Annotated in this window: 24 protein-coding genes and 1 pseudogene; 13 read left to right on the top strand and 12 right to left on the bottom strand. The window is 54.8% G+C overall.

Annotation, left to right across the window (positions count from 1 at the left end; genetic code table 11):
- The first annotated feature begins 12 nt into the window (after positions 1-12).
- The gene (locus ACR0K4_RS18590) at positions 13-993 is read left to right on the top strand and encodes a helix-turn-helix domain-containing protein (RefSeq protein WP_480516671.1); all 981 of its coding nucleotides are present in this window, start codon (positions 13-15) and stop codon (positions 991-993) included.
- A 174-nt stretch (positions 994-1,167) separates the two neighbouring features.
- Here ACR0K4_RS18590 and tnpA read toward each other — a convergent pair whose 3' ends face one another.
- Positions 1,168-1,413 carry an IS66-like element accessory protein TnpA gene (gene tnpA / locus ACR0K4_RS18585; protein WP_480516673.1) on the bottom strand — a complete coding sequence of 82 codons (246 nt, stop codon included), beginning with the start codon at positions 1,411-1,413 and terminating at the stop codon, positions 1,168-1,170.
- Between the two features lie 317 nt (positions 1,414-1,730).
- Entirely contained in the window at positions 1,731-2,441 is a 711-nt protein-coding gene (locus ACR0K4_RS18580; protein WP_480516675.1) for a M48 family metalloprotease, read from the bottom strand.
- Positions 2,442-3,086: 645 nt separating this feature from the next.
- Between ACR0K4_RS18580 and ACR0K4_RS18575 the strand changes: the two genes are divergently transcribed.
- The 3 genes from ACR0K4_RS18575 (at position 3,087) to ACR0K4_RS18565 (ending at position 7,905) form a co-directional block, all read left to right on the top strand.
- A complete protein-coding gene (locus tag ACR0K4_RS18575) occupies positions 3,087-4,172 on the top strand; it encodes an endonuclease/exonuclease/phosphatase family protein (protein WP_480855155.1) in 1,086 nt (361 codons plus the stop codon).
- A gap of 258 nt (positions 4,173-4,430) precedes the next feature.
- Positions 4,431-6,083 (top strand): hypothetical protein, encoded by a 1,653-nt coding sequence (locus tag ACR0K4_RS18570; protein WP_480516679.1) that lies wholly within the window; start codon positions 4,431-4,433, stop codon positions 6,081-6,083.
- Between the two features lie 265 nt (positions 6,084-6,348).
- Positions 6,349-7,905, top strand: a complete 1,557-nt coding sequence (locus ACR0K4_RS18565; protein WP_480855154.1) for a flavin monoamine oxidase family protein — start codon at positions 6,349-6,351, stop codon at positions 7,903-7,905.
- A 267-nt stretch (positions 7,906-8,172) separates the two neighbouring features.
- Here the strand turns inward: ACR0K4_RS18565 and ACR0K4_RS18560 are convergent, their stop codons facing one another.
- Complete coding sequence (locus ACR0K4_RS18560) at positions 8,173-8,628, bottom strand: hypothetical protein (protein WP_480516683.1); 456 nt, start codon at positions 8,626-8,628, stop codon at positions 8,173-8,175.
- 95 nt (positions 8,629-8,723) lie between these two features.
- The gene (locus tag ACR0K4_RS18555; protein ID WP_480855153.1) at positions 8,724-9,806 is read right to left on the bottom strand and encodes a class I SAM-dependent methyltransferase; all 1,083 of its coding nucleotides are present in this window, start codon (positions 9,804-9,806) and stop codon (positions 8,724-8,726) included.
- A 54-nt stretch (positions 9,807-9,860) separates the two neighbouring features.
- On the opposite strand from ACR0K4_RS18555, the gene ACR0K4_RS18550 reads away from it, so the two are divergent.
- Positions 9,861-11,702: an ankyrin repeat domain-containing protein gene (locus tag ACR0K4_RS18550; RefSeq protein ID WP_480855152.1), complete on the top strand. Its 1,842-nt coding sequence runs from the start codon at positions 9,861-9,863 to the stop codon at positions 11,700-11,702.
- A gap of 48 nt (positions 11,703-11,750) precedes the next feature.
- On the opposite strand, the gene ACR0K4_RS18545 is transcribed toward ACR0K4_RS18550, so the two are convergent.
- From ACR0K4_RS18545 to ACR0K4_RS18510, 8 genes are all read right to left on the bottom strand, one after another.
- Entirely contained in the window at positions 11,751-12,206 is a 456-nt protein-coding gene (locus tag ACR0K4_RS18545) for a GNAT family N-acetyltransferase (protein ID WP_480516689.1), read from the bottom strand.
- A gap of 269 nt (positions 12,207-12,475) precedes the next feature.
- Positions 12,476-13,135: a DUF2461 domain-containing protein gene (locus tag ACR0K4_RS18540; protein WP_480516691.1), complete on the bottom strand. Its 660-nt coding sequence runs from the start codon at positions 13,133-13,135 to the stop codon at positions 12,476-12,478.
- Positions 13,136-13,147: 12 nt separating this feature from the next.
- Positions 13,148-13,492, bottom strand: a complete 345-nt coding sequence (locus ACR0K4_RS18535) for a TfoX/Sxy family protein (protein WP_480516693.1) — start codon at positions 13,490-13,492, stop codon at positions 13,148-13,150.
- Positions 13,492-13,890, bottom strand: coding sequence for an MAPEG family protein (locus tag ACR0K4_RS18530; protein ID WP_480516695.1), 399 nt, complete (start codon positions 13,888-13,890; stop codon positions 13,492-13,494). The genes ACR0K4_RS18535 and ACR0K4_RS18530 overlap by 1 nt, the downstream gene beginning before the upstream one ends.
- 21 nt (positions 13,891-13,911) lie before the next feature.
- Entirely contained in the window at positions 13,912-14,298 is a 387-nt protein-coding gene (locus ACR0K4_RS18525) for a VOC family protein (protein WP_480516697.1), read from the bottom strand.
- A 68-nt stretch (positions 14,299-14,366) separates the two neighbouring features.
- Positions 14,367-15,602 carry an RNA polymerase sigma factor gene (locus ACR0K4_RS18520; RefSeq protein WP_480516699.1) on the bottom strand — a complete coding sequence of 412 codons (1,236 nt, stop codon included), beginning with the start codon at positions 15,600-15,602 and terminating at the stop codon, positions 14,367-14,369.
- A gap of 3 nt (positions 15,603-15,605) precedes the next feature.
- Positions 15,606-15,977 (bottom strand): YciI family protein, encoded by a 372-nt coding sequence (locus tag ACR0K4_RS18515; RefSeq protein ID WP_480516701.1) that lies wholly within the window; start codon positions 15,975-15,977, stop codon positions 15,606-15,608.
- Between the two features lie 121 nt (positions 15,978-16,098).
- Positions 16,099-16,260, bottom strand: a complete 162-nt coding sequence (locus ACR0K4_RS18510; RefSeq protein ID WP_480516703.1) for a VOC family protein — start codon at positions 16,258-16,260, stop codon at positions 16,099-16,101.
- A 489-nt stretch (positions 16,261-16,749) separates the two neighbouring features.
- Here ACR0K4_RS18510 and ACR0K4_RS18505 point away from each other — a divergent pair, with 489 nt between their 5' ends.
- The 8 genes and pseudogenes from ACR0K4_RS18505 to ACR0K4_RS18470 all read left to right on the top strand — a co-directional run bounded on the left by ACR0K4_RS18505 (position 16,750) and on the right by ACR0K4_RS18470 (position 26,193).
- A complete protein-coding gene (locus tag ACR0K4_RS18505) occupies positions 16,750-18,102 on the top strand; it encodes a serine hydrolase domain-containing protein (RefSeq protein ID WP_480855151.1) in 1,353 nt (450 codons plus the stop codon).
- Between the two features lie 173 nt (positions 18,103-18,275).
- Positions 18,276-18,908, top strand: a pseudogene (locus tag ACR0K4_RS18500) (tyrosine-type recombinase/integrase).
- Positions 18,909-20,123: 1,215 nt separating this feature from the next.
- On the top strand, positions 20,124-20,456 hold the full coding sequence (locus tag ACR0K4_RS18495; RefSeq protein WP_480855150.1) for a YegP family protein: 333 nt from the start codon (positions 20,124-20,126) through the stop codon (positions 20,454-20,456).
- Positions 20,457-20,692: 236 nt separating this feature from the next.
- Positions 20,693-21,151, top strand: coding sequence for an EF-hand domain-containing protein (locus ACR0K4_RS18490; RefSeq protein WP_480855149.1), 459 nt, complete (start codon positions 20,693-20,695; stop codon positions 21,149-21,151).
- Positions 21,152-21,276: 125 nt separating this feature from the next.
- Positions 21,277-22,341 (top strand): hypothetical protein, encoded by a 1,065-nt coding sequence (locus ACR0K4_RS18485; RefSeq protein ID WP_480855148.1) that lies wholly within the window; start codon positions 21,277-21,279, stop codon positions 22,339-22,341.
- Entirely contained in the window at positions 22,338-23,867 is a 1,530-nt protein-coding gene (locus tag ACR0K4_RS18480; RefSeq protein WP_480855147.1) for an ABC transporter transmembrane domain-containing protein, read from the top strand. The genes ACR0K4_RS18485 and ACR0K4_RS18480 overlap by 4 nt, the downstream gene beginning before the upstream one ends.
- 1 nt (position 23,868) lies before the next feature.
- Complete coding sequence (locus tag ACR0K4_RS18475) at positions 23,869-25,452, top strand: sensor histidine kinase (RefSeq protein ID WP_480855146.1); 1,584 nt, start codon at positions 23,869-23,871, stop codon at positions 25,450-25,452.
- Between the two features lie 69 nt (positions 25,453-25,521).
- On the top strand, positions 25,522-26,193 hold the full coding sequence (locus tag ACR0K4_RS18470; RefSeq protein ID WP_480516721.1) for a response regulator transcription factor: 672 nt from the start codon (positions 25,522-25,524) through the stop codon (positions 26,191-26,193).
- Positions 26,194-26,723: the final 530 nt, after the last annotated feature.

Genomic DNA, 26,723 nt, shown 5'->3' with positions numbered 1-26,723 from the left:
CAGGATGCTGAAATGGACCACATCAAAAATCGGCCAAACTTGCATGAAAACGATGCTGGCACCCGTCATGCCGCTTCTCCTGCGCTCAGGTTCGATTTGATGCATCCCAATGATCTTGCGGCGATGACACCATGGGAGATGGATTTTCGTCAGTTGGACCCTGGACACTTGTCGACACAGATCACTGTTCGTTCCAGCCAGAACGCTTCTGTGCTGAACATCTCGCTCAGTGGTGCCGTCCATCAACGCGGTGTCTCACCTGACGGCTGGAGCACATTCGGTATCTCACGTCAGGGCACCTTGAACTCCTGGCAGGGGTGCGACATGGAGTACGACGCTTTCCTTAGCTTCGGTAACAATGATGGGTTCGATGGTGTATCGACGGATCGCTTCTTTGGCAATGTTGTGTCGTTTAACACTCGGCGTTTAGAGAGCCTTGCGCAGTCTTGTGGATACTTTCTGGAAATTGACAACCCGGCGGTGAGGTTGGAGATATCCGAGAACAATGCTCACAGGATGGACCGGTTGGAACGCAGGATGGGAACGTTGTTGAACAGCACGAAGGAGCTGTGGTCAGAGGATGTTGATGAGGACTTGATGGTTGAAGTGCTGACCATTCTGACAAGCAGCTCCGTCCACAGGGATAAAAGTTCAGCCCAAACCAGGCGTCGCGCGCTCAACCGGGCGTTAGAGTTGATGAACGGCAATTTGCACAACCCTGTTTCAATCGAAGAGCTATGTACAGCAAGTGGCGCTTCACTGCGTACTTTGAACCGGGCATTTAAAGAACGGTTTGGACATGGTCCAAAGACCTACTACATCCGTTTGCGGCTGGATGGCGTCCGTGAAGACTTGCTCAAGGAAACTTCTTCAGAAACAATTGCTGACATTGCTAACAAGCACGGGTTTTGGCACATGGGTCAATTCGCACGGGACTATCGCTTGTTTTTTGGTGAATTGCCATCAAAGACGCTGATGAAGCGCGGTGCTTGATCGAACCTAAATCGCATCCAGTAAGCAGTTAAAGTGTTCGACTTGTGGTCCGTATCCAAAATTGTAGCGGTCACAGCAGTGACGAGAGCGAAATGATATGTGGTTATAAATCGCGGATTCGAAGGGGATCAGGTTGTCGCACTTCTACGAAGCGCGTCCAACCACTTGGGCCGGTCAGGTTACGGACTTTGGCCGTGAAGGCTCTGCAATCACCTCCACCGGCAGAAACTTGACCTCATCCTCGGCGGCCTGAATGTCCGGCACAAACTTCGGGTCTTTCAACCAGTTGAAAACCTGGTTGGCGTTCAAATCGTAGCGCCGCGCCACCTGAGCAACCGAAACACCAGGAACAACGGTCTGCGCACAAATCATGCGCTTCTCGTCATCGCTCCACTTCCTGCGCTTGCGCCGCTTCGCCATCCCGGCCCCTTAAGTGTCCACTTAGCTAAGTGGACACTATCCGACATTAGCGCTCCTCTGGCAGGGCAGTCAGACCGGACGCTTACCAGCTCCCCTAATTTGATCCCATTGTTTCGGACTAAACCTGACACTTGCTGCCAGAAATCACCGTTCACAGCATGGCGGCATTACGCGTTTCTTGATCGTTGGTCAAACGCACTATGGGGAAGAAAAACTCTTATTTTAGGCTGCAACGTCCGAGCACGGTTCGTTCCAGACCTTTATCATTCAGCTTTGCAAAACCGAGATCAGGATTTCAAAACACAAATTCAAATTGGTCAACGACCGATTTGGGTCATTGTATCTTGCACCGCATAATATCGTTGAGCATTTGGAGGATGTGTCCCTAGAAAACGATCACCAGGATCAGGAACTCGTGCGAAATACAGCGCACCTTTGAGAGGATCATATCCCGCCTTGTAGGCTATAACCGTACCTAGTCGATCAGCTTCCAGTTCAAAGTTCTTTGAATAGCTGCGCCCTCCAACAAAGGCCCCAATGTCTTGTGCTGCGGCAATATCATTCGGCCCAGACCCCGCAATTGTCGCTAATCCCGCCAAAAGCACCGCACCAACTGCCGCATTTTGGGCCTGTCGCGCCAAATGCCCTTGAACGTGGTGAGCGGCCTCATGCGCCATAACAAATGCAAGTTCATCGGTATTGTTCACATTCCGTGTCAGCGCTTGGGTCATTGTGATAACAGGGCGTCCTGACTTGCTTAAACTCTGATACGCGTTTGAGGGTGCATTCTTGTTTGGATCAATTCGGATCAAAAAATCGCAATTCACTCCCCGCGTTTGGCGGCGACATTCCCGCTCTGCGACGGGCTCAATTCGAGAGGCGACCTGCCGAAATCTAACTTGTGCCTGTTGTGAACTGGCCGGAGCACTCGTGCGACCGGGATTTGGGATAGATGCTGATGGCGGAGGCACGGTTGAAACGCATCCCGCCAGCAACAATGCAGCCAATACGAAGATACTCTGCTTCATAAATACCTCTTTCTATTTTCTAAAGAGCCGGAATGGAGCTCGTAGTCGTTGGTAGAGCAACGTCCTATCCCGAACTTTAGGACCTGTGTAAATTGTTATTCAATATCAGTGGAGATTCGGTGCAATCGCATCATGATTTAGCTGCCGCCAAAATGGTAAGCAACGCAAATGGCTTTGAGCCGAGTGGCCAGCCGGTCCGCGCCCCCGTCACCAACGAGCTGAACCGCGCTGAACACCACATCCGAGGCCCCGACTTTCGCTGCACGGCGACTTCAAATCTATCTACTTTACGGCAAAGGGAATACTGCGAGTACATGTATAACTCAACGAGTGTTTCCGTTATTGGCTAACCGTTGACACTCCCTGCAAGTCGCTCTTGCGGCGAGTCACGGCCCATTGCGGACCTTGATCGACGATCGCCAATGCTGCGACGTGCCCGTCAAACCGGACTTTCGCCGCACCGCCGCAATCCCGACGTATTCTAACTCACACATCGCGGGACGAACTTGCCGTTCGGCAATCATTTTAGACGGTCTTCTTTGGGTAGCTGCTGTTCACATACCGTATCCTCTATCGGCGGCACCTGTCACAAATCAGTGCTAGGCTAAATGTAATGCTTTATTGGGATGAACGGAGGCTGCATTAATGAAACTCGCCGTCTGGAACATGGAATGGCTCAACGACCTCGTTGATAGCAATGCAAGCGCACTCAAACTAGGTGACCGTAATGTGCGCGGACCCTGTCCACCTTGGGAAAACGAGGGGCCCACAGTTGCGGAGCGCATCGCGTTGCTGCGCGAGGGTCTTGCTGACCTAGACCCGGATATACTGCTGATTGTCGAAGGTCCTGATCGGACTGAAGATATGGAAATCCTCATGGCCTCCATCTCCGATGCGGAATGGACAATACATATTCAGCGTTCGCACTTTCCTTCCGCCCCGGACAACTCACGTCAAAACACCTCAACTCAATGCGTGGGCATCGCACTCAGAACAGATCGTGGAATTTTTGCTGACACGCCAATGACCACCACAGATGTGGAGGACCCTGCTTACGGGCTGATCCATACTGCGACAGAACCGTTCTTCCTCGACCTCGGTGCTGACAAAGTGCCCGAATGGTTCCGTTATGAGCGCCGCCCCCTCTGGGTCACGATCCACCCGGCACAGGGATCAGATTTCAATGTCATGGGCCTTCATTTGAAATCGAAGGGAATCTTTGCCGCGCATGAATGGTCGCGCTGGTGGCAACTAGCAGATGCAAATAGAATGCGTTTACTGGCGCAGTGTCGCCACATTCGCGAAGCTTTTCTGGATGTATACCTCTCCGACCCCGCGTCGCTCCCGCTTATCGTGGCCGGTGACATCAATGATGGCCCAGGTTTCGACACATCAGAAATGCGGCTTAACGCTAGCGGGGTCGAGACGTTGATGGGTTCCGTCTGGAAACCAGATCTAAGCCTCGGCAATTCGCTCTTCGATGCTTTGATTGACCGCGATCGAGCGCGCCTTGATTTTAGTGAAGTGACAACGACGCGTTTCGCTGATCCGATTTTCAACGATACCTACCATAGAGTGATGATCGACCACATTCTCTATTCCCGAAACACTCCGGACTGGGTGTCTCCAGATGAGGTCCCGCGTGAGACGGCGGCTGGCACCGAGTACTGGAAGATTTCCGACCACTTTCCTGTCGTAGTCGATATCACCCCGCCAAACGTTGGCACCTGAAAACAGCGTCAGTTCCGGCCCTTAGCCGACATTCAGCACGGCACCGGTATTCTGCGGACGCCGCCCGCTTTGCTGACATTCGCTGCAAATGCATAATCTCGGAGTCTTCGAATTCACCGGATGCTGGACGAAGCGTCAATTCGCTTCGGTTGAACGAACGGCCGCATTGAGAAAGTGCCTTCGGCCATATCCGATCTGCATCCAGATAGCGTGTTAGCTAAACATGACAACATCTATTCGGCGGACTAAGTTGCTTGCATGAGACGCCGTCTTGCTGTGATCCTGATGGCCGATATGGTCGACTACACGTCTGCGATGGAATCTGACCAGGCGGGCGCTATCGGATTGATCCGCGAACTCAGGCAAAAGTGGTTGGAACCAGAAGCCACGAAGCGTAGCGGTGAAGTGCTGAAGCGTCTAGGTGATGGCTGGATATTCGCTTTTCCCTCAGTAACAGATGCAGTCGAGGCAGGTCAGTCGATCCAATCGGCATTGACCGGTCATGAGAAAATACAACTTCGGATTGCTGCTCATCTCGGAGAAATTGTTGAAGATGATGTAGATATGTACGGTGCCGGCATAAACATTACCGCGCGCCTCCAGACAGAGGCCCCGCCAGGCGGCTTTATGATTTCAGAAGACCTGCGCAGGCAGTTGGATGACCGGCTTGCAAAGGGCTTTAGCGACGCAGGTACATTTGAACTCAAAAATGTCGCGCATCCAGTAACCGGGTTTCAATGGCGACCGACCAAACTTCAGACTACACGCATTGATGCTGTGCCCGTAATTGCGGTCGAAGATGTCAAAGCAACACCTGAAACCCGCGAGACCCTTGAAGCCGGGGCTGATTTACAAGACCAACTTGTCCACAATCTGTCGCGACGTACCGGAGTAAGAGTTCTTGCCGCAGACGAGTCTGCCGAGTCTGAAGCAACCTACAGTCTTAAGTGCCGGATTCGCACCCGTGCAACGGTTGCAAGGATCACCGCCAGTCTTGTCCGCCGCAGCGACGGGCAAGTTACATGGTCGCGGGTATTCCAAGGAGACGCGCAGGATCTGTTTGAGGTAACAGACCGGGCCGCTGAACAACTCTCGGACGCGTTGCGACTTCAGATCAATGCCTTTGACGGTGAAAGACTGGCAAAATTGGCTGATGATCAATTGAGCTCCAGCGAATTGAGGACCCGTGCAGCGATGCTTGTCTATCGCACCACGATTGCAGACGATTTTCACGCTATAGACCTTTTGGAGCGCGCACTTCGCCTCGATCCGCGGAATGCATCTGGGCTTGCAATGTGGAGCGAGGCACAGTTGTGTGTGCTGGCGGCGTACTACAGGAGCGCTGATGCGGATCTACTGAAACGCATTCAGGAGTGCTCTTACACAGCTGTTCAGCTTTCGCCGCGGTCCGATTACCCTTTGTATGTTCGTGCGCTAATACGTGCACGCCTCATAGGTGACGTTGACGGGGCAAGAAAGGACGTAGAACGCCTGACGCAACTTAGTCCTGGCTATACGCTTGGAATGGAGGCACGTGGTTACCTCGAGCTCATCGTCGGAAACTGGGAAATCGCCTCAAAATATTTGGCAGAGGCGGTCAGTCGTTCCGAAGACGATCCCTATCTACCCTACCGTCTTTATCCGCTTGCCGTTGCGCGAATGATGAACGGACAGGCTGAACTGGCACTTTCAGCAATAACGGAAGCGACCGAATTACGGCCATCTTGTCAGCATTTCTGGCTTGTCAAAGCCTGGGTCCTAAGGGAAACCGGCAAAACCCACGAAGCAGTTGAAGCCGCATTCGCGGCGGATAACGCGTCCGGCAAGGTAGACGTGCTGGCACCGGACTTAAAGTTGCCCGAAGACATTCGAGAAGCGATTGGACTACCCGACAGGCCGATCGAAGCCTAGCGTTCGGAGATGCGTTCTAAGCGCAGCAAGAAGCCGAATACACCCGCTTGGCGATCAGTCAATATCAGAGAAAGCGCAGTATCAGTCCGGGCTTCAAGTTTTGCATTCTGAACTCAAGCCCATCGTCGGACATTCAATGACCGTCGCTCCGGATGACAAGCCCATTGCTAAAATGAGCAATTTTGCCACTATAAATCTGTCGCGCAGGCTACGTCCAATGTTCAATCGTACTGCATTATTTCTTTAAGCAACCTGAGAATACACGATGCCGACACGCCGAACCTTTCTAACGCAAGCTGGCGCTGCTGGTGCAATAACTCTCGCGTCGCCTGTACTTCACGCACAAACCAGAACAACCGATCTCGACGTTGCAATAGTAGGCGGCGGTGTGGCGGGATTGTTTTGTGCGATGCGATTGAGCGAGACGCCGGGACCAAAGGTGGGCGTCTTTGAAGCGACGGACCGGATCGGAGGGCGCCTCCTCTCGCTGCATTTCCCCGATTTGACAACGCAAACTGCAGAAATCGGTGGCATGCGGTTGCGGCACACCGACAAACACGCGCTTAAGGTCGTTGATGATATGGTCGGGCATGAGAAGCTGCAGGACTTTGCCTATCCGATCACCGGATATTACCTACGCGGCCAACATGTCTCAGAGTTGTCCAAGGCCACGACTCTTCCATACGCGTTGAGTGATCAGGAACGTGCGGTCATCACCAGTGGTCAAGACCTACTGACCCATACGATCAACGATCTGAACAAGAAGGTTGCCGCCGGCACGCTGTCGCTCAGTGGAACGGGACTGTGGGAGCTTTTGCTGCAAGAGCGCAGTCGCGAGACATATAGTTTCATGCGCGATGTTCTGGGTTACAATTCCCCATTATCCAATTGGGACAGCAAAACCGCAATCAGCTGGTTCGAACGCGACTTCGCGTACAAAACCAAATACCTTAAGCTGGAAGGTGGTCTTGAACAAATCCCACAGGCAATCGCAAAAAGCTACATGTCGAACGGTGGCGAGGTTCACCTAAAACACAAGTTGGTCGACCTCCGGCGGCGGCCTGATGCGGGCTTTGAGCTGATTTTCCATACAGATGCTGGCCAGGCAAAAGTGTCCACTGCTCGGGTCATCTTGGCAATTCCGCCAAATGCCTTTCCTTCCTTGATCGACACCGACGTTTTTGCAAGCGACGCCCGTTTCACAAGGGCCGTGGACAGTGTGCACAAAGTGCCCCTGGCTAAGGTGCATCTAGCGTTTGATCAGGATTGGTGGACGCCTCGGAACCTGTCCGACGGTCGTGTTATCACGGATTTGCCTGCAAGGCAGATTTATCGCTGGGGCGTAGACGACACGTCTGGCCATGCGCTTTTGATGGCAAGTTATCACGACGGCGAGATGATTGAGTATTGGGACGCGTTGTCCGAAGGGTCGACTTTTGGTGCGCCGAACTGGATCGATCAAGCGACGGGGCCCAACGGAGATCCTATCGCGCCATCAATGCGCAAACTTCTTCCAGCGTCTGAGCGACTTGTGAAAGAGGTCTGGAGTCAGGTCCGCAAATCTCACGACATTGGTGATGACTTGCCCGAACCTGTTGCTGCGACCTACCAGAACTGGGGGCGCGAGCCCTGGGGTGCTGCCTATCATCTGTGGGGTATTGGGGTGAACCCACAGGACTCCATCGCCTACATGCAAGAACCCGTTCCGGGAATACACATTTGCAACGAAGCGTGGTCGGTATCACAGGGTTGGACGAATGGCGCAATGCAATCGGCAGACAGCCTGCTTGTTGCCAAATTCGATAAGGAACCCTTTGTCTAGAACAAATCTTTTGAGCCTTTCGAGACAATCGAGCAAGGAGAAAATCAGCCAACCAACAATGCAAGCCCCAGACGCGCTGTCTTCGCGAACTTCGTCAGCCGATCATCCTTCCAAGTTGCAACTGGAACCGTGATGTTTTGGCATTTGATAGACCGGCTTGAATTGAGGACAGACTAATGACGAATCAGGAAATACAATTTGCATCTAGGCCTAATTAGCCAGTAGCTTGCTTTACTTCTGACCGCCCTCGGCACTTGAAGACTTTGGCTAACCGGTGCACCTGACATCAAACGCGGCAGCACGCTTGTTGTCTTTTTTGAAGAATTTCACCTGACCACTCGCTCCTTGGAACACTCCGGTGCCACCGACAACTGCCAATTGCGTTTCGAAATGGGGCACAGTGTCGGGACTGCTCGGGGCGGGGTAGGAGCCAGAGTAGATCAGTTGGTTGGTGTCAATTGTCAAGTAAGCGTTAACGATTAGCTGGGTTTTACCCTCACTTGCGCCGGGCGCTATCATTGTCGTGACGTTTTGCATACCAATGACCTGTCCATCTTCACTGAAAACCGTGACGTGCCCGACCGCGACGTCCCCAATTTTGTCGCCACCAGACGTGATCTTCAGGTCTTCTAAGTAGACAGTAAATTGGCCGCATTCCGGAGCGCCGTCAGCTGAAGCAGCAAGGGCGTGGGTGAGAAGAAGCATGGCGGCGAAAAAACGCATTTTGACACTCCTGTGAAGATTAAAAAGGGCTGGCGAACTATTTCGACAAGCCTTGTGAAAAAGTGAGATTGAAACAAGCCTGCATGGTTGTTCGCTCACTGTCTTCTAAGTTCAATCGTCAACAACCAGATCTCAAAGGCGTATCTGCCCCCTCCTTCTTTGATGGTTGCTTCAAAACGATCATAAAACTGATCCAGAAGAGTTTCAGTCTTCTGCTCAGAGTCACTGCGTAACAAAGATTGCCTGAACGTGGACTCGGTGAAGGAGCGAACAAAGCCCTTATAGCTTGCTGCGTATTCTTGGGGCGCATTGATCTGGTCTGCAAAGATATCCTCCGGGTTTTGCTGAGCCGGAGCTACCTCTGCTCGTTCGATCAAAAATCCATCTGCCAATTCCTTGTTGCGTTGAAAGGGTTCAAGAGCTTCCTCCCTGGACATAAACCAGATTGGCATAACGAAGTCGCGTAGCGCGTGCCCGGATACCAACCCGTCACTCACCATCGTTTCGGCAACGTTGTACATCGCGCGGTAAGTATGTCGGCCAGAACTGCAAATTCCGTTGACCTCGCCCGCATCAGCAATTGCCCCCAGCGTCGAGACCATAAGCCTGCCGCCACTTCGCAATTCACGATGTCGCAAAGTAAGGAAGCTTTCCCAGTCGTGTTGCGCTTTTCTTTTGAGCTCCTGGCGAGCTTCTCCCTGCAAATCTGCGAACCAAAGCGTGCCCTTTGAAGAGATTACCGGCTGTGTGCTGAGCCAATGGCTCGCCCCAAACGAAGTCCCGACATCAATAGACGATGCCGGTGCAGCCATTGAAAAAAAACTACCCACACTTGCAACAGGGCGAATACTGGAAGAGAGATTGGTGTAACCGTCCTGGCCAGCAGCACAATCAAACAGGGTATTCCAATCGTTTTCCGCCTGATCGACATGGTGAACAAAGATGGAGCGACCCGGATAGCGATCTACAAAGGACTTTACGGCAGGCTTGACCGACAAGATCGCGTTTGCCCCGGTGCCACAGCCATAGTCAGCAATGTGTATTTCGTCAGATGAGGCCAGAACCTTATCGGCCATCTCCCGAACATCGTCCGCGCGAGATTGAATTGAGTGCTTCTGCGGGAGGGAATTTCCTGCATAGTCGATCATTCCCTCAGTTGGGCTGCTCCTATCGTCCATTCGATCCTCCCACGTGCAGTTGGGTTGGCAGCTAGAGCCGATAGTATACATTGATTGCCAGTCAAAATCGATGAATTGACTGGCCCAAAAGCCGGTAGCAAGTCGCCAACCGAAAAGCCGCGATCGCCGCCTACTCGGCAGCCATTCGATGCGAACAGCAATTGCCCAAACTGCCCTCTGATCCGCTGCCGACTTGCGGGACATTCCCGCAAGCGCTACGTTGACCTGAGGCTGTTCCGAGGCGGCCCCCTGGTCCGCGGAAAGCTGTCATCGGCACCTCGCACAGGATTTGTGAAAACCACATCGGTTTCTCAGCCCGGATTAGCGGACCGTCGGGCAGTGGAGGGAAGACCGATGACCAAATCACTCGATCAACTGCGCCGTGATGCCAAGGCTTTAGGCAAAGCTCTGACAGAAGACGACAAAGGCGCCATCTTGCGCGTGCACGGCATTGTCGCAACCCCCGCAAACGGGGCCTACAAACACGCGGATTGTCTGCATGTCATCGCACGAGAAACTGGATACGCTTCTTGGCCGGCATTGAAACTTGCCGTTGAAACGCAAGGTATGGATCGCGCGCAGAAACAGGGTCGGCTGCGTTGGGCGCTTTACAATGGCTCAAACGAGACGATCACGCATTTGCTTGCAGATGAGCCGGACCTCGCCGACGGTCAGGTGCCTCTTCTTGTCGCTCTCTATGACGTGGCCGCAATGCGAAAAATCCTCGCGCAGGATGCCGGTGCCGCGACGCGCGAATACCCTCCGCGGCGACCAATCTGCCATCTGGCGTTTTCGAAATACATCAAGACAGCGCCTGAAAAAGAACCCGAGATGCTCGCCGTGGCGGAATTGCTTGTCGAACACGGGGCAGACGTGAATGATAGTTTTGCATTCGACCCCGAGACAGATCACCGCTTGTCCGCGCTCTACGGCGCCATCGGCCATTCGGACAACATGCCGTTGGCCAAGTGGCTGTGGGAACATGGGGCAAATCCTGACGACAATGAATCCCTCTACCATTCCACCGAACTGGGCCATACCGAAGGTCTTCGTTTGTTGCTGGAACATGGAGCAAACCCGAAGGGCACAAATGCACTGCCCAGAGCGATTGACTTCAACAGTACCGATGCAGTTCGGCTGTTGCTGGAACACGGTGCTGATCCCAATGAAAGCATCAATCCTCATCCGTCGGGTGACCCTACACTGGTGATCCCCGCCTTGCATCAGGCGGCACGGCGTTTGACTTCGGGCGAAATCGTTCAGCATTTGTTGGAGCATGGCGCGAACCCAAATGCCGTGAGCCGCGGCCGCTCTCCTTATGCTTTTGCACGCATCTTCGGAAGCCGGGATGTGGCGTCGGTACTGGAGCGCACAGGTGCATCCACGCAGTTGAGGTTGATTGAAGAGCAACTGGCTCGGGCAGCGGACGGTACGTCAAAGGAGGACGACCAGATCGACATGAATACCCTGTCGCAAGAGATGAGGTTTCTTCTTTGCCGCCTCGTCTGGCGCGAAGGAACCCTGCCTCATATGCAGCGCCTGGTCGAAATTGGCTTTGACCCAAATCTGCCGGACGAGATGGGAATGCCGCCCATGCACCTTGCTGGTTGGGAAGGCATGCCCGAAGTCATGTCGTATTTTCTGGACCAGAAACCGGACCTAGACCAAACAAATGCGTACGGAGGCACACTGCTGTCAACTATCATCCACGGGTCCGAAAACTGTCCGCAAAGAGCACATCGCCATCACATCAAGTGTGCGCACTTGGTACTGGAGAGAGGTTTACCACTTCCTCGAAAAGCCGCGCAATTTGCAACAGATCCTGAAATGTCCGACTTTCTTGCTGATTGGGCGGTGTCGCATCCGCTGCAAGTAACAGAACATGGGGTCGTTTAAGGGAAAAGGCGCTTGCGCCAGACGAACAGGCTGGCGCAGCCAGATTATCTAAAGGTTGGCCTTCATCGGCAAGATCGGCCCCCAAGACGTCTGCCGCGCAGGACCAAAGGCAAAGAATCCCGCCTTCTTATAAGCCGCGATCGCGCGTGCATTTTCAGGGTGCGGATCTGTTGCGACGACCGGGACACCTGCGGCGAACAATCCTTTCAGATGCTCTGAAATGAAGGCCGGGCCGTGCCCTCGCCCGATCATATCTGGTTCGCCAATGAACTGGTCGATACCTCGAGATCTCGGTGGAAGGGAGAAGAAATGATGATCCTCCCAACCGTGAACTGTGTAGTCCTGGATATATGCAAATGGGCGTACCTCAAGCGAAACGATCCATCGTTCGACCCGCGTGTCTTCCAGGTCTCTGTTCGTGCTTGGCTCATTGGTATCCCACCATTCGCGTACATGTGGGTACGATTGCCATGCCGAAATCATCGCAAAATCTGCTGACGTCATCTTGCGAAATGCATATCGGTTAGGACTAATCATGGTAAAGGGTAGCAAACAGTAGATAGATGTTTAAACCCATTAGCATGTCCCTTGGGACGGCGCTCTGGGTGTAGAGGGTCAAGTGTTTGATTTAGCGCTGCACCGGCTCGAAGCTGCCGCTAAGTGACCTGAAGACTCGACACAGCAATAGCGGCCCATTCCTGTCGTTCATCCAACCGGAACCAAGTTGCGGCACCCCGTAAAAGCCGCCATCCGCTGCGTTCGCAATAGTGGGGTCACTTGATCCGGGAAAGCAGCTGAAACACCGGCATCAGCTTGGCGAACTCGGCGGTTGTTCGCTCCGTCAGATTCGACTTTAGAACAAAGGCTTGGGTCTCGGCATCCATCCAAACTGCAAAGCCCTTGCGCCGCAACGCTTCCTCACGGGGGTGGTCTTTGTCAAAACCGGACGGCACACGCTTCAACTCCGGCTCACCGATCCTGTAGCCCCGTTCTCGCATCTCTTTGGTGGTCTGGATTAACTCCGCCCCGAGGGGACCCGCCATAGCGTCGCGGAATGCGTCCAAAGATCCTTTTTCATACTGAAAAACCCCACAACCGAGGGACAGCATTTCAGGAGAGAACCCAAAGAACCACATCGGCGGTTGATCCCCCTGCCCCGTCGGCATGAACGCAAGGTGCAGATGGGCGTTGTAGGGTGTCTTGTCCTTGGAGAACCGAACATCGCGGTAAATCCGAAAGATCTTGCTGCTGTGATCCTGTCCGGTCAGTCCACCCAGGGCTAGCGCCATGTCATCGGCGAACAGCTTGCTGGGCGCTTTCAGGTGGGTTTCATAGATCGCTTTGTTCGCTGCAAACCAATCTTTCGTGTTGTTCGCTTTCAGGTCATGCAGAAAGCCAACCGCTTCAGGCGAGAAACAGTCAAACTGGGCCATGAAGTCCTCCGTTCAGTCTTTCTTGGGCAGCGCCGCGGCGTGTTCAAGGCACAGGTGCAGCCAACGCTTCAATGCAGCGCCATCGCAATCTGTTTCGTCCACTCGAACAAAACCACCCAGCTTGCGGTCTCCGTGGATCACGGCATGGGCCGTGGGGTTTTTCAGGGCGACGCTCTCGTTCGCCTTGCCAACCCGGAACATGAACCGCCCTACCCCGTCCGGGTGCCGCCGTGCACCGCAAAGCATGTTGCCGTTCAAAAAGAAGCACAACCCGCCCATCATCCGCTTTTCGGAAATGCCCACATGAGCGGCCAAAGCCTCTCGAATGCGGGCGTTCAGTGTTTCATCCACGGGCATCAGTTGGTTACCCAAAGCTGCCAGAGGATCGCCAACGCAAGGACCAGCATGGTCAATGTTGTGAGCGCCGCCCCAACCGCGCGCCCTCTGCCATTCACCGAAGCACTCAGGCTGAAATAGTGAATGGCACGCGCAAGCAACAGCACACCACCACAGGCAGCGACGAGCCAAGGTGCAGTTCCCGCAATCTCTGCCCCTGCAAGGGCCAGCAGGGCGAGCGGGACATATTCGATGAAGTTCCCATGCGCTCGCATCAGTCGCAGCAGGCTTTCATCCTCACCGTGAAGCAAAGGAATTCCAGTCTTGGTGCGACGCACACCAACGGCAATCGCCATCGGAATGCTCATCAAAACAAACATTGCCGTGACGGCCAGCGCGATTTGCGGAAACTGTTCCATCTGATCCCTCCTTTGCCGCGCTCAAGATGCCATGCTTTCATAGGTGATCAGCGCGAACCGCGCCCCTTGCGGGTCAGTCAGAGTGGCCATACGACCGACCCCCGGCATATCCATCGCAGGCTGAACAATCGCGGCGCCTTTGGCCTCAGCCTTGGCGACACTGGCGTCCACGTCGGCCACGGTAAAGAAGATCGTCCAGCTACCGTGATCCTCTGGCATGGGGGAAAAGCCACCAATTGCGGTTTCGCCTACGACAGCAGCAGAATAACTCGACCCGTCCTGCATGGGCATGTCATTGATCGTCCAGCCCAGCACCTCTTGATAGAAGGCTTTGGCTTTGCCCTGATCCGGGCCGGAATGTCCGATCCAGCCGGAGTTTCCGACAGTGGTCATCTCAAGAATACTCATGTGCGTCTCCCTTGGTTACACCCGCCACATACGGGTCTGATCCAAGGACGCACGACGCGCCGCGATCCCTACAAGCTACGCAAAATTTTTTGACTGATTGCAATTTTTTCAGTGATCGCAACACATTCGGGCGCGGTTGGACCAAGGGTCATCACCGTTTCAAAGGCCGCAATCGCAGCTTGGTGGTCACCCGCTTCCTGCAAAAGCCCTCCGCGCATGGCATGAAACCAGCGATACGCCGATAAATCCCGTGCCAGCGGCTCCATCGCTTTCAACGCGTAATGCGGGCCATGGAGCTTGGCCTGCGCTGCTATCTGATTAAGTCGGACAACAGGCGTTGGCTGCAATGCGTAGAGGGCAGCGTAGTGACTCTCAATCGACGCCCAGTCCGTTTGATCAACCAAGGTCGCCTGGGCATGTGTCGCTGCGATTGCAGCCTGAATGATATAGACACCATGATGACCAGTCCGCTGGGCCTTTTGCAAAAGACCCGTCGCCTCGGCGATGTCCGCGCGATCCCATAGACTACGATCCTGATCGTCCAGCGTAACAAGCTTTCCGTCCCCGTCAATGCGTGCACGCCGTCGGGCGTGTTGAAACAACAAAAGCGCCAGCAGGGCAGCCTGTTCCCCCATTGCCGGAAACAAGGCTGCAAGCAGACGGGCCAAGCGGATCGCCTCTTCGCACAAGGTCTGCCTGATTTGCTTTGGACCACCCGAGGTCGACCACCCTTCGTTGAACATCAAGTAAATCATCAGTGAGACTTCGCCCAAGCGCGCACCCCGCTCGACCGGGCTGGGTGTTTCGAAAGCAACCGGGTTACTGGCAATCTTCTTTTTCGCACGGGTGATCCGCTGTTCCATAGTCTTGGGCTTGATCAGAAATCCGCTCGCGATCTCGTCCACGTTCAACCCAAGGACCACGCGCAGCGCAATGGCAATCTGATCCCGACGGTCAAGTTCCGGATGGCAACAGATGAACAGCAGTCTCAATACGTCATCGCGCATCTCGTCCGGGTCCGGTGTTTCGGCGGGCATCGGCTGAAACTCCTTACTGTGGCGCGACAGGATTGCCGCACGACGCTGTGATTTGCGCACATGATCCAGGCCCGAGTTACGTGCCGTCGCCAACAACCACGCCAACGGGTCACGAGGTGCTCCGTCTTTGGGCCAAGCCGTCAGAGCCTTCAGGCAGGCATCGGCAAACGCCTCTTCCGCCATGTCGATATCCCGGAAGAATCGGGTCAGTGCCGCAAGCGCGCGTGGTCGGTGCAGAGTGAATGTAGCCTCAAGCCAGTCCGACATGATCTATTCCGACGAGATCACACCACCCGCCCAGGCCACTGGCCGCACCTCAAGCCTTGCAACGGGGGATGAGATCATCTTTGCGAATTCCAATGCCTCATCAAGATCCTTGAACTCCGCGGCATAGAACCCAAGGAAGTTCTCCTTTGTTTCGGCGAATGGACCGTCAGTGATCAGTGTCATTGCGTCTTCGGTCGAAGCGGGCTCGACCATCACGGCAGAGGTCGGCGGCATCAGCTTCATCGACACGAACTCCCCGCGCTCTGATAACGCCGATTGCAGTGCGCCGTGGCCTGACATCACCTCGTCCTGGCGATCTTTGGGCAGCGCTTCGAACACGCCCGGCTCCCCATAAATCGTGATTGCGTATATCATTTTCGCCTCCATGCATCATTCACATGGTGCAAGGACGCGCGAGGATATGCAAATCCGACAACCGGTAAACAACGCAAGGTCGCAAGATAGCCGCTTGGAACCCCGAGACGCTGATCGAATGCTAGGCGGGTTCCCAAAGCTCAATTGGGTTTCCTTCTGGATCATTGAGCCACGCGAACTTGCCATTTGGATAAGGCGAATCTGGATCGCGACGGACTTCAACATTCTTAGATTCGAGTTGTGCGATCATTTTCTCAATGTCGCGAACACGAAAATTCAGCATAAATGCCTTTTCTTGGTTCCCGAAATACTCTGTCACTTTTTCGAACGGGGCAAATACAGTCTCGCCTGCTTCCTACGTCCAACACGGTGTTTCATAGTCGTTTGGTACAAGGTCAATGCCCAAATTGTCACGATACCATGCCGCTAAAGTAGCAGGCTCGTCTGCCCTGAAGAAAAACCCGCCAAAGCCCAGTACTTTTTCCATCTTCGACATCAAACCCGGACACGCTATCGGAAAAGACTACACCAATATGTGGAAATTGATAAGCGCGGCCCTTTGCTGCCGATCGTACTACGAACTCGCTGCTGCAGTGCGGCCCGTCAAACCGGCCATTCGCTGCAATCGCAAAATCAAAGGTTGGCTGAACTCACACAACGCGGGACAATGCCGCCGTTGAATTGTAATCTGCAAATGGCCGCTTTGGTTTATTTTGCGATCCGGTCGGTAGAGCTTTCTTGACTGGTGGTCTGCGACGGAGATACTTCATTTATGAGAACCCAAAATGATCATCGCCATTCGCCTGTAAGGCCCCTTCTGGCCTTGCTCCTCGGGCTATTTATCCCGGTTAGCACTACATCCGCACAAGAATTTGAGCCGCAGCGTTCCGACTTCAAAATTCCGGCTGATTTGAAATCGGTCACAGAAGGTCGAGACGGTTTTTCTGCTGAGCAAAGCCAGTTGTACCGGCAAGCCTACGACGGGGAAACTCTGACCACCTCTGCCGATGCTGGCAACTATGCTGCGTCTCGCCTTAGCGAGAACCTGCCAACGGCAATCGTGCATCGCTATGGACCAGTTTCAGAACTCAAATACCAGCTGATGCCTGAAGTCGGTGATGTCAGAGCGACAACCATTCTCGGCACGATGACATTGAACGAGATGATCCAAGACGAAAGGTCTCGGCTCAAAGCAATCGCCGTTGTTCACAAGGGACAGATCGTGTTCGAAGAGTATGTCGGCATACGCGATTGGGACAATCACCTCTGGGCCTCTGCAACCAAGATACTGGTTGGGACCCTTGCCCACATCGCCAACGAGCAAGGCCTGATCGACCTTGATGAAACGGTGTCCCACTATGTCCCCGAGCTCTCAGACACACCATGGGCAGACATCAAAGTGGCTGATGTTCTCCACCAGCGATCCGGTCTCGATATAAGCGAAAGTCGCTTGGGTAGCTCTCCAGACCACCCGGTCAGCCTGTTTTACGCCATTGGCTTTGGTGACCCCAATATCCCAGAGGGTCTGTCACTCATGGAAGCGCTGCAGCGCGTCGAGGTTGAAGTAGAACCCGGCAGTCGTTTTGAGTACGCGTCTCTCAACACCTACGTTACGACGTTGATCTTGCAGAAAGTTACAGGCAAGCCTTTCGAAGACATCGTGACTGAACACATCTGGAGCCAAGCAGGCATGGAGGGCGATGGGGTTCTCGGCCTGACTGTCAGTGGAGAACCTTCGTCTCCGGGGGCATTCGCCGCCAGACTTCGTGATCTGGCCCGCTTCGGAATGCTCTTCACCCCGAGCTGGGACGTTCTCGCGGAAGAACAAGTAGTTTCAGCGGACTACTTCGCGAAGGTCCAATCCGCCGCAGACCCCGCCATCTATGGCGAAGACTATATGAGCAAGCGATTGCTCAACGACTTTGGAGAAGATGGTTTTAGCGCTTCTTATCAGTGGGATGCCGTGTTCCCTGATGGCGACATGTACAAATCCGGACGGACGGGACAGTGCCTCTACGTGTCTCCCGAAACCGATACGGTAGTGGTCTATTACTCGTCGTCTTACCAAGCGGAAGTTTGGGTTCACGCCTACGCCCGTGAAATCGTTCAACAACTGTTCAGATGAGTTAGTTCAAAAGGTGAGGGGGGATGTTCGAAGCCGACATTCGTTCGCATCGCAGCATTTTGCACTTTGGGCTCGAAGCAGACCTCGGAGGCAGCGCAGCAATCCTATGATATAGTGCGTTGTCAACGTCGGGTTGTCGTTATGGGAGGGCATGGCGGATCGGAGGATCAGTCATGGAAACACCAAACCTTCCTGCCATTCGCGCGCTTCGCCCAGCTTGGAACAAGGGACGCATCGTCGGTCAAAAACGCCCGCTAAAACCCAAACACGTCTGGGCAATTCGAGTAAGATTGGAGCTCGCAGAGAACCATCGCGACCTCGCTCTCTTCAATATGGCCATCGACAGCAAGTTGCGCGGCTGTGACTTGGCGAAGATGAAAGTCGTTGACATCATGGCCTCTGGTCAGATCAAGGAGCGGGCTTCGGTGCTGCAAAGTAAAACTCAGAAACCGGTCCGCTTCGAAATTTCTGAAGGTACTCGGACCTCCGTCGAGAAGTGGATGGAAGATGAACTCATGGTTGGGTCTGAATAGCTTTGGCCAGGGCGTTTCCATGAGCGTTTGCACAATTCAACGCGCCAGTATGCCCGGATCGTGCGTGATTGGGTCACGTCTATAGGTTTGGAAGCCAGCGCATATGGCACACATTCTATGCGGCGCACAAAGGTTACTCAGATTTACAAAAAGACGGGCAATCTGCGCGCGGTGCAACTCTTACTTGGGCATACAAAAATGGACAGTACCGTTCGTTATCTCGGTGTTGAGCTTGAGGATGCACTTGCCATAGCGGAGGCCATCGAAATCTGAATACTACGGGCCGCTTTCGTTGGCGGCCCATTGCGGCCGTTCGCCCGTGTCTCAGTCCGTTGCGGCGCGGCCCCTCAAACCGGCCATTCGCTGCGCCCGCAAAATCAGATGATGGAAGAAATCACAGCGCGGAAAAAGCTCCCGTTCAAATTTATTTTCAGCTGCTTTCTAGGCCCCAAAACACAAACGCCTGAACGATCAAAGATTCTTTCATCCGATAGGTTGCTGCCATTTTAATCTTGGCTATCTGCCCGGCTTCGAGAGGACCAGTAACGAAATTTGGGATGTCTTGCGTTGCCTCAGCGGTATAATCCAACTCCGTCGCCGTGACACGGGGTTTGACCCATATCTCGGTAGGGGAAAGTGTCAGCTTTGCAAACTCTCCAGCACCTTGAAAGTAATTTTTTTACTCATCGCGTCCACGAAACTGCTTTCGGGGGTTAGCAAATGACGCGTTCGTATCGTAAAAGGTGTCCACCAATTCGACAAATCGCGCTTGGTTATGAATGTCGTAGTATCTGTGCCAAAAAGATTCATCGACTGCCATCATTGTCTCATTCCGTTTCCAATCACTATGAGAAACTATGTCATTCAGAGTGTGGGACGTCGAGAACGTCCCGCAGTTCGTCAATAAAGCCCTGTGAAACATGGACTCCCTGCTGCCATCGGAGCAACCGCGGCATTTTGAAGAGCAGACCAGCTTGCACGGATTAGGGCGGCCCAGAGCTGACTTATTATACGGCGTTTGAAAGCTGCGGCCGCATCCCACTTGCCCGCAGCTATCAGTTGCCACGACCTCAGTTTATTGCCGCATTTGGCGATGCATATGAGACCTTCGTAGCGTTTTAGGGTTTTATGTTGTTTGCGGAGATCCCAAGCGACTTCACGATCTGTGGCATAGTTCTGATTTTGGGGTAGGACTGCTTGTTTTGAATTAGGACAATTGAAGTACGCGTTCCGTCTGAGAATAACTTCATACCATATGCGAATGCAGGTGATCTTACAGTGTGTCATTGTATTCCATCAACAACAGGCGGAAACCCTTGAATGCGTAGATGACCCGGGTCAGCGCGGAACCAACAGGTCCTTTGTTTGTCAGACTCTGTGGTCCCCCCTTAAGCTGGAGTTCCACAACACAAATTTCTTCTTGTGACTGTCTGGCAAAAACCGCAACGTCGTGACGCGTTTGGGTTCTACATCAATGAGGTGACTTACATGGCAGGAAAATTTGAAATTTACGAAGACAAAGCCGGAGAATACCGTTTCCGGCTAAAGGCGGGAAATGGAGAGATCATTCTGGCCAGTGAAGGGTATGTCCAAAAGGCCAGTGCCGAAAACGGCGTCGCATCGGTAAAAACAAACGCTCCGAACGACGATAGTTATGAGCGGAAGGAAACCAAACCCGGTGGCCATATGTTCAACCTGAAAGCCAGCAATGGCCAGGTTATCGGGACCAGCGAAACCTATACAAGTGCATCCGGACGCGACAACGGCATCGAATCCGTCAAGCGCAACGCCCCTGATGCGCGGATCGAAGACCTGACCTGACTTAGACTCGTCCTTGATCGAGCTAACGACCGAGGCAAGCCAAGTTTCACGGTGGCGCGAAGTTGCGCCGCCGATGCCTTATTAACAGGTTTTGCAACCGACATTGCATCAATGCGTTTTCTGAAATTCCTCTCGCACGTTCATTTTCTGTTCATTTTTTGAATATGCGCGCTTCATTTGCACACGCCATATTGTCCTACTGGAGTTAAGAAAACACTGGTTCCCGCGAAGGGCCGATGGGCAAAGGAACATTTGTGTCGGGGAATGGATGTAGGACCAAGCGCTGGCCGGGGGCAATCTGTCACGCGGTCTGCGTTATATTTCTGACTTGTATTCTATGCGCCGGGTTGGGGCAGGTCGGCACGGCCGAGGCGCAAACCGCAAGCTTTCGCTCGGTGGATACGAACGCGGATGGTGTTCTGAGTTTTGACGAGCTTGTGGCTGCCTTTGGGACGGCGGGGGCAAGAAAACTGCTTCAGGATATAGATCGCAACGGAGACAATCGCATCACGATCATGGAACTGCGTGGTGGACGGGACAACGGGAAGGACAGACAAGACAACCGAGGCACGCGTGAGACCGACGCGGGTAATCGGGGCGAGCGGGAAAACGAAGACGGCGACGACGGTGAGCGCGATATAGATGACGGTGATGACCGCGATGACGGCGGCGATGATGATAAGGATGACGATTGATCTAGACCCGTCGCGTTCATCTGTCATTCATCTGATCACATGCCGTAGTTTCATCCGGTTTTGCGATTTTTCTCACATGGCGCTGGCAAAACGAAAGCATCAAACAGCCAGTCACGGAGTTAAGCATGACACAGTTTCCCCAAACCACTCCTTTTGCCTGCGACATTGCAAAATGGGCCTTCACAACCCGCAGGGTCGATCGGTCCGACGTGCGTGGGTTTTCCACGCGGATGGACGCCGCAAAGGCGGGCGATCTGATCCTGTGCGAGATTGCCGAGATCGGGCACCATAAGAAAATCCAATTGGCCGAGCGCCGTGCCTCGGTCAGTTATCCGGGCGATTTCGTCGTCGTTTGCCTTGGGGATCGCTATGCGCCGGATCAGTTTCTGGCCAGTGCAATCATTGATGACGATCTGATTGATCTGGTGGCAGGCGGCGGCGTCGCCGGGCGGGTGGACGCGGCCCATGTCCGTATGGAAGCCCCCACTCGGTTGAAACCTCTCGGTTTGCTGACGACTGCGGAGGGGCGGGTGATCAACGTGGCAGATTATGCTCTGCCCGGCCTGCCATCCAACGATCAGGTCACTGTCATCGGTGTTTTTGGCGCATCGATGAATTCTGGCAAAACAACCGCCGCGTCGAGCCTTGGGCACGGCCTGACGCGGTCGGGCTTTGCCGTGGCTGGGATCAAGGCCACTGGAACCGGCGCCTTTGGCGACTTCAACAGTTTTGAGGACGGTGGCGCTCCGGCCCTTGATTTCACGGACGTCGGGATGGCCACCACATACCGAATGCCGATGGCGCAGATCGAAGCGGGCTTTGAAACGCTGGTTGCCACCGCCGCCGCGCGCGGGGCCGAGGTGGTGGTGGTTGAGATTGCCGATGGTGTGTTCCAACAGGAAACCCGGGCCATCCTGCAATCATCGCGCATTCGCGACCGTCTGGATGGAATCCTATTCGCTGCCCCGGATGCGCTGAGCGCGCTTGGCGGTGTGACCGTTTTGGATCAGGCGGGTCTCAGCCCCTTTGCGATTTCGGGGATGGTCAGTTGCTCGCCTCTGGCCGCTGCCGAAGCCACCGAGGTCACGGGCCGCCCGATCCTGTCGCGCGAAGACCTATGGTCGCCCGAGGTCATCACCCAACATGTCGTGCCGCTGATGCGACGCACACCTGAAGATGTGGCCGCATGAAACTCCTCCCCGGATTGGCCACAAGGGACCGCATCATTGATGCGGTCCTGGTGGTGTCCAGCAGCATCCTGCAGGCGGGCGCATTGGCCGTTGCCGCCTTTGCCACTCGGGATGCGTTCGCAGCGCTGCACGCGGGCAATGTCCTGGCCGTGGAAACCGTCGCGCAACTGGCACTGGCAGGAGTTGTCGCGGCGCTGTGTCTGCTGATATCGCAATACCGCGCCGAGGCGTTGGGCCAGAGCTACGCGATCTCGCTGCGTCAGGTTCTGTATCGAAAGATCGCGCGCCTTCCGAAATCCCGCCACGAAGAACGTCGGCTGGGGGCTTTGTCTCTGCGTTTCGTGGGGGATCTTTCGGCGGCACGCCTCTGGTTTGGCCGGGGTCTGCCCGATGTATGGTCCGCTGCCGTGGTGATTCCGGGCGCGGGGGCCATTCTGTATGCGCTGAACCCGACGCTTGCGATCAGCGGCGTATCTGCGCTGGCGTTCTCTGTTGCGGTGATGGCAGGCTTGGCGTGGCATCTGGGACGTCGGCATCGGAACCTGCGCAGTCGCCGGGCAAATATCGCAATTTCCATGATCGAACGGATCGCGATTGCGCCGGAACTGGACCTGATGGGCCGCACCGGTCGAGAGCTGCGCAGGTTGAACGCTCAGGGCTCATCCCTGCGTGACGATGCGCTAGCGCGCAGGGGGCGAACTGCCTGTCTTCAGGCAACGCTGCAGATGGGGGTAGCCCTTGCCGGTCTCTTGATGCTCTGGCAAGCCAGCCAAACCGGCATAGCGCCAGCCACGGTTGCTGCCTGTCTTTCGGTCATTGCGCTGGTCGCCCATCCTCTGCAGAGGCTCGCGGGGGCGTGGGACCAGTATTGCGCGTGGCGTGTGGCGTGCGAGAAGGCTGAGAGGCTGCTGTCGGAACCCGAGGTGCTGCGGAAAGCGACGCCCTGCACCGGTCCCATTGCAATCGAAGTCACCGGAGAAGTTGATCAGACGCCCATCGCGTTCATGGCGGGACATAGCGCCACCTCGACTCTGACAGGTAAACACGCGTCGATCATCGCGCGGTGTATCGCGGGGCTCGACCGGCGCGCGGGGATCAACGTGCGCTTCAGCGGGCAGGACAAGGCCCCCAAAGTGGCCTTTGTCGGAAATGATCATATCGGCCTTCAGGGCAGTTTGCGCCGGTCGGCAAGTCTGATGTGCCGGAAGCGGCCTGGCGACAGGAGGATATCAGAGGTCATGCGGCGCTTTGGCTTGTCTGATCTGCTGTCTGCGCCGCGTGGTCTTGATCAGCGCCTGGCAGAAAACGGCAATGGGTTGTTGCCGCATCAGACATTGCGGCTGGACTTGACCCGCGCCGTTCTTGGCAAGGCAGATGTCATTGTCATCGCCTCGGTGCGGTGGGAATTGTGCAAATCCCATCAGGCTGACTTGCTTGCGACGCTGCGGGCTCTGTCCGGTGCTACGATCATATTGGTCGAAGAAACCATCCCTCTTAATCTGGAAGAGAACTCAAAGGTCGTCTGACATGCGCTCATCTACATTGTTTGGTATCTATGCAATTGTTCTCGTCGGTTTTCTTGGGGGGCTGGCGGGCCTGACCTTATACAGCCTTGAAAAAACCCGATGGTGGGATGCTCGGATACAGTTGGCGCAGGAATCCTATGGGCTGCATCTGCGGCTGGAAGCGGACCTCTACCGCCTGTTCAAGCAGCACGGCGATGCGCTGCTTATCGGGGATCGGGACGACGGGGTGAGTGAAGTCGAACTGCGGGCAAAGATCGCCCAGACTCTGGAAGCGATCCGTAAGACCATCGCGCGTGAGATTCAGATGGTGGGCGACGAAGAGATCGAGGAACTGGAGCTGCTGGATGAGATTGAGGAGGATATCGAATCCGTCAACGCGGCCATCGCAAGCCTGTCAGCCGAAGGCAACCCGATTGAGACCTTTGTTCAGATAGAACGCCTGGCGGGTCTGCTTGATGGAGATATCGATGACGCGCTTGATCAAAAGATTCAGGCCGCGCTGGATGAAGAGGTTGAAGAGGTCGAGGATGTTCTGGCCGAGGCAATCGCCTTTCGGCAATGGAACGAGCGGTTGGTCTATATGATTGTTCTGGCCGCGATCGCGGTCCTGCTGGTGGGGCTTGTATCGTTCAACCGGCAGATCAGAAAGCCGCTGACACGGTTGGCAGATGGCATCGGTCGCCTGCGCAAGGCCGACTATTCCGAGCCGGTCCATCTTGGTGGCAGTCTGGAGTTTCGCGAACTGGGCACCGTGCTAAACGGCATGGCCGAGGGCCTCGCCGCGCGTGAGGCCAGCCGCGCCGAGCAGAAGCGGCGGCTTGAAGATACCGTTGCCGCCAGAACGGCCGAGCTGCAGCAGCTTATCGATAAGCTGGAGACCGGCGAGGAAAACCGCAAGCGGTTGATGGCGGACATAAGCCATGAGCTGCGCACCCCGCTGGCCATCATTCTGGGCGAGGCCGATGTTACCCTGCGGACGTCGAATTCCCTGCCCGACGAGGCCTCGGATTCGCTGGCGCGTATTCGGGATTCAGCAAAGCATACCAATCAGATCGTAGACGACATGCTGACCGTTGCGCGATTTGAGGCCGGCCAGTTGAGGCTGGATCGCAGGCAAACCGACCTGCGCAAGATCGTTCATGATGCTGTCGCAATGTTCCCCGACCCGGTTCGGTTCGATAGCCTCGACATCAAAGTGATGGCATCGGTCGATGAGGTGCGTCTCCGCCAATCCGTGCTGGCCCTGCTACAGAATGCGCGGCGCTATGGAGGGCCGACGATCGGGGTCAAGCTGGACGAGGGTCTTGCTTCGTGCACGATAGCCATCGAGGATGACGGGCCGGGGCTAAGCGCGGCAGAGAAATCCCAGGCCTTTGATCGGTTCTTTCGGGGCTCGAACGCGTCGGGGCAAGGTATCGAAGGCAGCGGCCTGGGGCTGCCGGTGGTAAAATCCATCGTTGAGGCGCATGGTGGAGCTGTCGATCTTCAGGATCGGCCCGAGGGCGGGTTGCGGATCGTCATAACCCTGCCAAAGGTTGCCCGGATGAAAGTTGTTCAAACCGGCACGATGCAAAAAAGGGGTTGATGCGCGGACATCAGGGCTAACCTGATTTTGTCGGCGCAGTTTCGAACAGCGAAAGAGTTGAGGCACGTCATGAATATCTTGCTTGTCGAAGATGAGGCCCGCGTTGCCGATTTCATACGGCGCGGTTTATCCGCCGAGGGCTGGGCGGTGGATCACGCTCCGGATGGTGAAGATGCCTTGGAGCTTGCCGCGACAAACACCTATGACGTCATTCTTCTGGACCTGATGCTGCCCGGCATTCAGGGTCAGGACGTGTGCCGCAAGATGCGCGCCCGCAAATCGAAGACACCGATCCTGATGTTGACCGCTCTGGATAGCCCGGAAGAAAGGGTCGAAGGGCTGAAGATCGGCGCGGACGACTACCTGCCCAAGCCGTTCGACTTCGACGAGCTGATCGCGCGGGTCGAGGCACTGCATCGCCGTGCCAACGGGTATGCAAGCAATCTCAGCGACACCGAGATCATCTGCGGAGACCTGAAGTTTGATCGGACTTCGCTTCAGGTTTCGGTAGCAGGGCAAGAAATCAAGCTGTCAAAGAAAGAGCGTGATCTGTTGCTGCTCTTTCTTACCAACACAGGCCGTGTGCTGTCGCGCGAACGCATCCTGAATTCTGTCTGGGGGGTGCACGAGGACCCGTTGACAAATGTAGTCGACGTCTATGTTGGCCGCTTGCGCCGCAAGATCGGGGCCGAAGGCCAGCGGATCGTCACGCTCAGAAACGTTGGATACCGGATGGGCTGAGTGCGGTATTGGCGCAACGAAAGAAGTGACGCGTGGAACCAGAACCCGCAAATCTGTCATGATTTTCATCTTGGTGAAAAGTGACTGCAAGAAAGCACACGCATGATGCAGGGGTGGATTGATTAGCAGAACTTCGAGGGTTGGTGGATTCACAGCCCGCCCAAACCGGGGCACACCGGCATCTGACGATGCCACTCACTCCAAGAACCCGGCCAATCCTCGTGGCGGCCTTCTCCAGGTGTTTCGGCGCAGTGGAGGAGGTCGCCTATTTTGTGACCTGCGGGCTGCTGAAGGCAGTGCATGCTAGCCTTGGAGTTGTCAAATCTTATATTTTGTAGAACCAAATGTATTGTGGGAAAGTGCGCTGCATTCTGTAGGATACAGTTCTGGACATCATTACGCTACGTCAGGGATCTACATTGAAAGGCGCAGAAAGAATCTCGTTAATAATTGGTACAAAATGAGAATTTTAGAACTATGAAAACCACCTGACCGACAAGCTGACCTGCACAGGCCAATCTTACATATTT

The sequence above is a fragment of the Ruegeria sp. K11 genome (genome assembly GCF_056531905.1).
Note: the sequence above shows the minus strand (reverse complement) of the source record. Positions and strands in the feature narration are given on the sequence as shown.

Excerpts from the sequence above, each read along its gene's own strand:
- ACR0K4_RS18575 (WP_480855155.1), top strand. The coding sequence starts at position 3,087 with ATGAAACTCGCCGTCTGGAACATGGAATGGCTCAACGACCTCGTTGAT.
- ACR0K4_RS18475 (WP_480855146.1), top strand. The coding sequence starts at position 23,869 with ATGCGCTCATCTACATTGTTTGGTATCTATGCAATTGTTCTCGTCGGT.
- ACR0K4_RS18545 (WP_480516689.1), bottom strand. The coding sequence starts at position 12,206 with ATGACGTCAGCAGATTTTGCGATGATTTCGGCATGGCAATCGTACCCA.
- ACR0K4_RS18560 (WP_480516683.1), bottom strand. The coding sequence starts at position 8,628 with ATGCGTTTTTTCGCCGCCATGCTTCTTCTCACCCACGCCCTTGCTGCT.
- ACR0K4_RS18540 (WP_480516691.1), bottom strand. The coding sequence starts at position 13,135 with ATGGCCCAGTTTGACTGTTTCTCGCCTGAAGCGGTTGGCTTTCTGCAT.
- ACR0K4_RS18580 (WP_480516675.1), bottom strand. The coding sequence starts at position 2,441 with ATGAAGCAGAGTATCTTCGTATTGGCTGCATTGTTGCTGGCGGGATGC.
- ACR0K4_RS18530 (WP_480516695.1), bottom strand. The coding sequence starts at position 13,890 with ATGGAACAGTTTCCGCAAATCGCGCTGGCCGTCACGGCAATGTTTGTT.
- ACR0K4_RS18535 (WP_480516693.1), bottom strand. The coding sequence starts at position 13,492 with ATGCCCGTGGATGAAACACTGAACGCCCGCATTCGAGAGGCTTTGGCC.
- ACR0K4_RS18495 (WP_480855150.1), top strand. The coding sequence starts at position 20,124 with ATGGCAGGAAAATTTGAAATTTACGAAGACAAAGCCGGAGAATACCGT.
- ACR0K4_RS18520 (WP_480516699.1), bottom strand. The coding sequence starts at position 15,602 with ATGTCGGACTGGCTTGAGGCTACATTCACTCTGCACCGACCACGCGCG.
- ACR0K4_RS18470 (WP_480516721.1), top strand. The coding sequence starts at position 25,522 with ATGAATATCTTGCTTGTCGAAGATGAGGCCCGCGTTGCCGATTTCATA.
- ACR0K4_RS18505 (WP_480855151.1), top strand. The coding sequence starts at position 16,750 with ATGAGAACCCAAAATGATCATCGCCATTCGCCTGTAAGGCCCCTTCTG.
- ACR0K4_RS18490 (WP_480855149.1), top strand. The coding sequence starts at position 20,693 with ATGGGCAAAGGAACATTTGTGTCGGGGAATGGATGTAGGACCAAGCGC.
- ACR0K4_RS18510 (WP_480516703.1), bottom strand. The coding sequence starts at position 16,260 with ATGCTGAATTTTCGTGTTCGCGACATTGAGAAAATGATCGCACAACTC.
- ACR0K4_RS18565 (WP_480855154.1), top strand. The coding sequence starts at position 6,349 with ATGCCGACACGCCGAACCTTTCTAACGCAAGCTGGCGCTGCTGGTGCA.
- tnpA (WP_480516673.1), bottom strand. The coding sequence starts at position 1,413 with ATGGCGAAGCGGCGCAAGCGCAGGAAGTGGAGCGATGACGAGAAGCGC.
- ACR0K4_RS18485 (WP_480855148.1), top strand. The coding sequence starts at position 21,277 with ATGACACAGTTTCCCCAAACCACTCCTTTTGCCTGCGACATTGCAAAA.
- ACR0K4_RS18555 (WP_480855153.1), bottom strand. The coding sequence starts at position 9,806 with ATGGACGATAGGAGCAGCCCAACTGAGGGAATGATCGACTATGCAGGA.
- ACR0K4_RS18590 (WP_480516671.1), top strand. The coding sequence starts at position 13 with ATGGACCACATCAAAAATCGGCCAAACTTGCATGAAAACGATGCTGGC.
- ACR0K4_RS18525 (WP_480516697.1), bottom strand. The coding sequence starts at position 14,298 with ATGAGTATTCTTGAGATGACCACTGTCGGAAACTCCGGCTGGATCGGA.
- ACR0K4_RS18515 (WP_480516701.1), bottom strand. The coding sequence starts at position 15,977 with ATGATATACGCAATCACGATTTATGGGGAGCCGGGCGTGTTCGAAGCG.
- ACR0K4_RS18570 (WP_480516679.1), top strand. The coding sequence starts at position 4,431 with ATGAGACGCCGTCTTGCTGTGATCCTGATGGCCGATATGGTCGACTAC.
- ACR0K4_RS18480 (WP_480855147.1), top strand. The coding sequence starts at position 22,338 with ATGAAACTCCTCCCCGGATTGGCCACAAGGGACCGCATCATTGATGCG.